The 4,025-nt window shown below is 64.4% G+C and carries 4 protein-coding genes; 1 reads left to right on the top strand and 3 read right to left on the bottom strand.

What is annotated here, in order from left to right; translation table 11 throughout:
* The 3 genes from AC3FOF_RS37420 to AC3FOF_RS37430 form a co-directional block, all read right to left on the bottom strand.
* On the bottom strand, window positions 1-1,163 hold a 1,163-nt coding region (locus tag AC3FOF_RS37420; protein WP_488729484.1), incomplete at its 3' end, for an isovaleryl-CoA dehydrogenase.
* A gap of 85 nt (window positions 1,164-1,248) precedes the next feature.
* On the bottom strand, window positions 1,249-1,707 hold the full coding sequence (locus AC3FOF_RS37425) for a PaaI family thioesterase (RefSeq protein WP_017225502.1): 459 nt from the start codon (window positions 1,705-1,707) through the stop codon (window positions 1,249-1,251).
* A gap of 125 nt (window positions 1,708-1,832) precedes the next feature.
* Window positions 1,833-2,270: a MerR family transcriptional regulator gene (locus AC3FOF_RS37430; RefSeq protein WP_017225501.1), complete on the bottom strand. Its 438-nt coding sequence runs from the start codon at window positions 2,268-2,270 to the stop codon at window positions 1,833-1,835.
* Window positions 2,271-2,487: 217 nt separating this feature from the next.
* On the opposite strand from AC3FOF_RS37430, the gene AC3FOF_RS37435 reads away from it, so the two are divergent.
* Window positions 2,488-3,561: an MBL fold metallo-hydrolase gene (locus AC3FOF_RS37435; protein WP_488729485.1), complete on the top strand. Its 1,074-nt coding sequence runs from the start codon at window positions 2,488-2,490 to the stop codon at window positions 3,559-3,561.
* Window positions 3,562-4,025 lie beyond the last annotated feature (464 nt).

The following is a 4,025-nucleotide window of genomic DNA, read 5'->3' on the forward strand; positions in this document are numbered from 1 at the left end:
AGCTCGCGCCCGATCAGCATACGGCGGATTTCCGAAGTGCCGGCGCCGATCTCGTACAGCTTGGCGTCGCGCCACAGGCGGCCCACCGGGTATTCGTTGATATAGCCGTTGCCGCCCAGGATCTGCACCGACTCGCCGGCCATCCACGTCGCTTTCTCGGCGGTATAGAGAATCACCGCGGCGCAGTCCTTGCGCACCTGGCGCACGTGCTCCGTGCCCAGCGAATCGAGGTTCTTGCCCACCGTGTACAGGTAGCTGCGCGCCGCCTGCAGCGTGGTGTACATATCGGCCACCTTGCCCTGGATCAGCTGGAATTCGCCGATGCTCTGGCCGAACTGCTTGCGGTCGTGGATGTACGGGGTGATCACGTCCATGCACGCCTGCATGATGCCCACCGGGCCGCCGGACAGCACGGCGCGCTCATAGTCCAGACCGCTCATCAGCACCTTGGCGCCGCTGTTCTCGGCGCCGAGGATGTTCTCCACCGGCACTTCCACGTCCTGGAACACCAGCTCGCCGGTGTGCGAGCCGCGCATGCCGAGCTTGTCCAGCTTCTGCGCCACCGAGAAGCCCTTCATGCCCTTCTCGACGATAAAGGCCGTCATGCCGCGCGCGCCCAGCTCCGGCTCGGTCTTGGCGTAGACCACCAGCACGTCGCAGTCCGGGCCGTTGGTGATCCACATCTTGGTGCCGTTGAGCACGTAGCGGTCGCCCTTGAAGTCGGCGCGCAGTTTCATGCTCACCACGTCGGAGCCGGCATTCGGCTCGCTCATCGCCAGTGCGCCGATCCAGTCGCCGGAGACCAGCTTGGGCAGGTATCTGGCTTTCTGCGCGGCGGTGCCGTTGCGGTGGATCTGGTTGACGCACAGGTTGGAGTGCGCGCCGTAGGACAGGCCGACCGAGGCGGAGGCGCGGCTGATTTCCTCCATGGCGATCATATGGGCGAGGTAGCCCATATTGGCGCCGCCGTATTCCTCGGCGACCGTGATGCCGAGCACGCCGAGATCGCCCATCTTCTTCCAGGCGTCCATCGGGAACTGGTCGGTGCGGTCGATCTCGGCCGCACGTGGGGCCAGTTCGGCCTGGGCCCAGTTGCGCACGGTCTCGCGCAGCATGTCGATGTCTTCGCCCAAGTCGAACTTCAGGCCTGGCAAGTCGGTCATGGCGTCTCCTGATGGCATGGTCTCTGGTCTCTTATGCGCGTCTTGTCTTGTATTGCAGCATCTGCAAGGCAACCGGCTTCAGGCTTCATACGTGATCCAGCGTGCGCACCACGCACAAGGTCATCAGCATGGTGGCCACCGCCTTGCGCACGCCCGCGGTCTCGCTGAAGACATCGCCCTGCGCCACGATCAGGGTGCGGCCCGGCTTGAGCACGCGGCCCACCGCGATCAGGCGCTCGCCCTGTGCGGGCGACAGCAGGTTGATCTTGTATTCCGCGGTCAACCCGGCCTCGCCCTCGCCCACCAGCGACAGCGCCGCGTATCCGCAGGCGCTGTCGGCCAGCGCACCCACCGCGCCGCCGTGGAAAAAACCGTGCTGCTGGGTCACGCCCTCGGACCACGGCATGGCGATCTCCACCTCGCCGCGCGTCACCCTGGTCAGCGCCGCGCCAAAGGTGGTCATCAGGCCCTGGCGGGCGAAGCTGGTGGCAATGGCATCCGCGCGCGCGGCGGACAAGGCGGCGGGATCGACGTCGATGGGCATGGGCTTTCCTCTGTTCACCAGCCACCACCCGGGCGTCTGGCCTAAACGATGGGCTGCTGAGCTATTTTATTTACGTTTACGTAAACGTCAATCAAATCAAGCGAATTCGCTATTCCAGCGTCCCATCAAGCACTTTCATCCTGCCCGGCGGAGGCTTTCCCGCCGGCATGTCCGGCCAGCAGGCGCCGGCATTGCCGTTCGTGCTGGTCGATCTCGGCAAGCTGGGCCTGCAGGTCTTCGAGCTGGCGCTCCAGCGTGCCGCGATGCAGCGCCAGCGAATGCAGGAAGCGCTCCAGCTGAGGGGCGGTATCGCGCGGCGATTCATACAGGTCGAGAATTTCGCGGATCTCGTTCAGCGTCAGCCCGAGGCGCTTGCCCCGCAGCGTCAGCTTGAGACGCGTGCGTTCGCGCCCGTTGTAGACGCGCTTGCGCCCGCTAGGTCCTTCGCGCTCGGGCGACAGCAGGCCCTGGTCCTCGTAGAAGCGGATGGCGCGCGGCGTGACATCGAACTCGCGGGAGAGATCGGTGATGGTGTAGGTTGGCGTGACTGGCGAAGCTGGCATGATGACCCGGCAAAAAGTGAACGGTCGTTCGGTACGAATTGAAGTTTTCGCTTAATATGACAAAGGCCCGTTTCAATTGACGTTAACGTTAGCGTCAAGCAAAGCGGCTGGCAACCGCGACGTGCAAGCCGTCGGCCTGGACGGCTTGCACGACGACAAGAAAGCCCGCCTGCGCGCGGCACAGCGCGCACAGGGCTTCAGACCCGAGAGACTCCCCATGAACGCACTAGAACACCAGCTCCAATACCCGTTTGGCGACACCATGCCCGAAGCCGGCGCCCGCCAGGAAGTCGCGCCCGGCGTGTACTGGCTGCGCATGCCCCTGCCCTTCGCGCTGGATCACATCAACCTGTGGCTGGTGCGGGACCGCCTCGACGGCCGCGACGGCTGGACCGTGATCGATTGCGGCATCACCAACGACACCATCAAGGCGCACTGGGAAACCGTGTTCGCCAACGAACTCGAGGGCCTGCCCGTGCTGCGCGTACTGGCCACGCACTGCCACCCCGACCACATCGGCCTGGCGCACTGGCTGTGCAAGCGCTGGGACGCGCGGCTGTGGATGAGTCTGGGCGACTACATGAATGCCCGCGTAATGGGCAGCGGCACCGGCGCCGGCTCCAACGCCGGCGGCGACTTCGCCGCCAGCCACTTCGCCCGCCACGGCCTGGCCGACCCCGACAGCCTGGAAAAGCTGCGCGCGCGCAAGAGCTACTACCCGTCGCTGGTGCCGGACCTGCCGACCCAGTACCGGCGCCTGATGGATGGCGATATCGTCCATATCGGCACCGACGCCGCCCGCTCCGGCTGGCGCGTGATCACCGGCTTCGGCCATGCGCCCGAACACGTGGCGCTGTATAACGCCGCCACCAACGTGCTGATCTCCGGCGACATGGTGCTGCCGCGCATCTCCACCAATGTCAGCGTGTTCGACATGGAGCCGGAAGCCAATCCGCTCAAGCTATACCTGGACTCCCTGGGCAAGTACGAGCCGCTGCCGGAAGACGTGCTGATCCTGCCTTCGCACGGCAAGCCCTTCCGTAACCTGCATACGCGGATCCGGCAGTTGCGGGAGCACCATGTGGACCGTCTCGCCGAAACGCGCGCCGCTTGCGCCGAGAAGCCATGCAATGCGCATGACATCGTCGGGGTGATGTTCAAGCGGCAGTTCGATATTCACCAGATGACGTTTGCGATGGGCGAGGCGCTGGCGCACTTGCATGTGCTGTGGCATGCGGGGGAAGTCACGCGGGAAGTCGGCGCGGATGGGGTCGTGAGGTTCAAGGTATAGGTTTTTATGGGTTGAGGGGGGGGTGGTTGCTGGATTTGTTGGGGAGGCTGGGCTGGGGGGCTTGGGCTGACCACTACAGGCTTGGGTGGGTTGGGACAGGTCTGCAGGGCCTAAAGGCGGAGTGGTGTCGGGCCCTCTGGCACATGGAGGTGTCACTTTTCTTTACTCGTAAAGAAAAGTAACCAAAAGAAAGCGACCCCTTGCAGGGGGGCTGGCTTGTCGGGCTTGCCGGCTTTGCGGATTCGTGGTGGGCGCGGCGGTTCTGCTGGAATCTGCCGGTACCGGCGCCGACCGCCACTACACAGCGAATGACAGTGGTCTCGTGGTACGACCCCTGAATGACGAACTCGCTTGCCCATTCGGGCATCTGCCGTTACCAGTTTAGATGACCACGCGATCATGAACGGCACGGGTTTCGTCGTGGGCGCGGTGGCTCCAGCTTGAAGCGAGTACCCCAAATCTGG

It is taken from the genome of Cupriavidus sp. 96C5-1 (assembly GCF_057798855.1).

Excerpts from the sequence above, each read along its gene's own strand:
- AC3FOF_RS37425 (WP_017225502.1), bottom strand. The coding sequence starts at position 1,707 with ATGCCCATCGACGTCGATCCCGCCGCCTTGTCCGCCGCGCGCGCGGAT.
- AC3FOF_RS37430 (WP_017225501.1), bottom strand. The coding sequence starts at position 2,270 with ATGCCAGCTTCGCCAGTCACGCCAACCTACACCATCACCGATCTCTCC.
- AC3FOF_RS37435 (WP_488729485.1), top strand. The coding sequence starts at position 2,488 with ATGAACGCACTAGAACACCAGCTCCAATACCCGTTTGGCGACACCATG.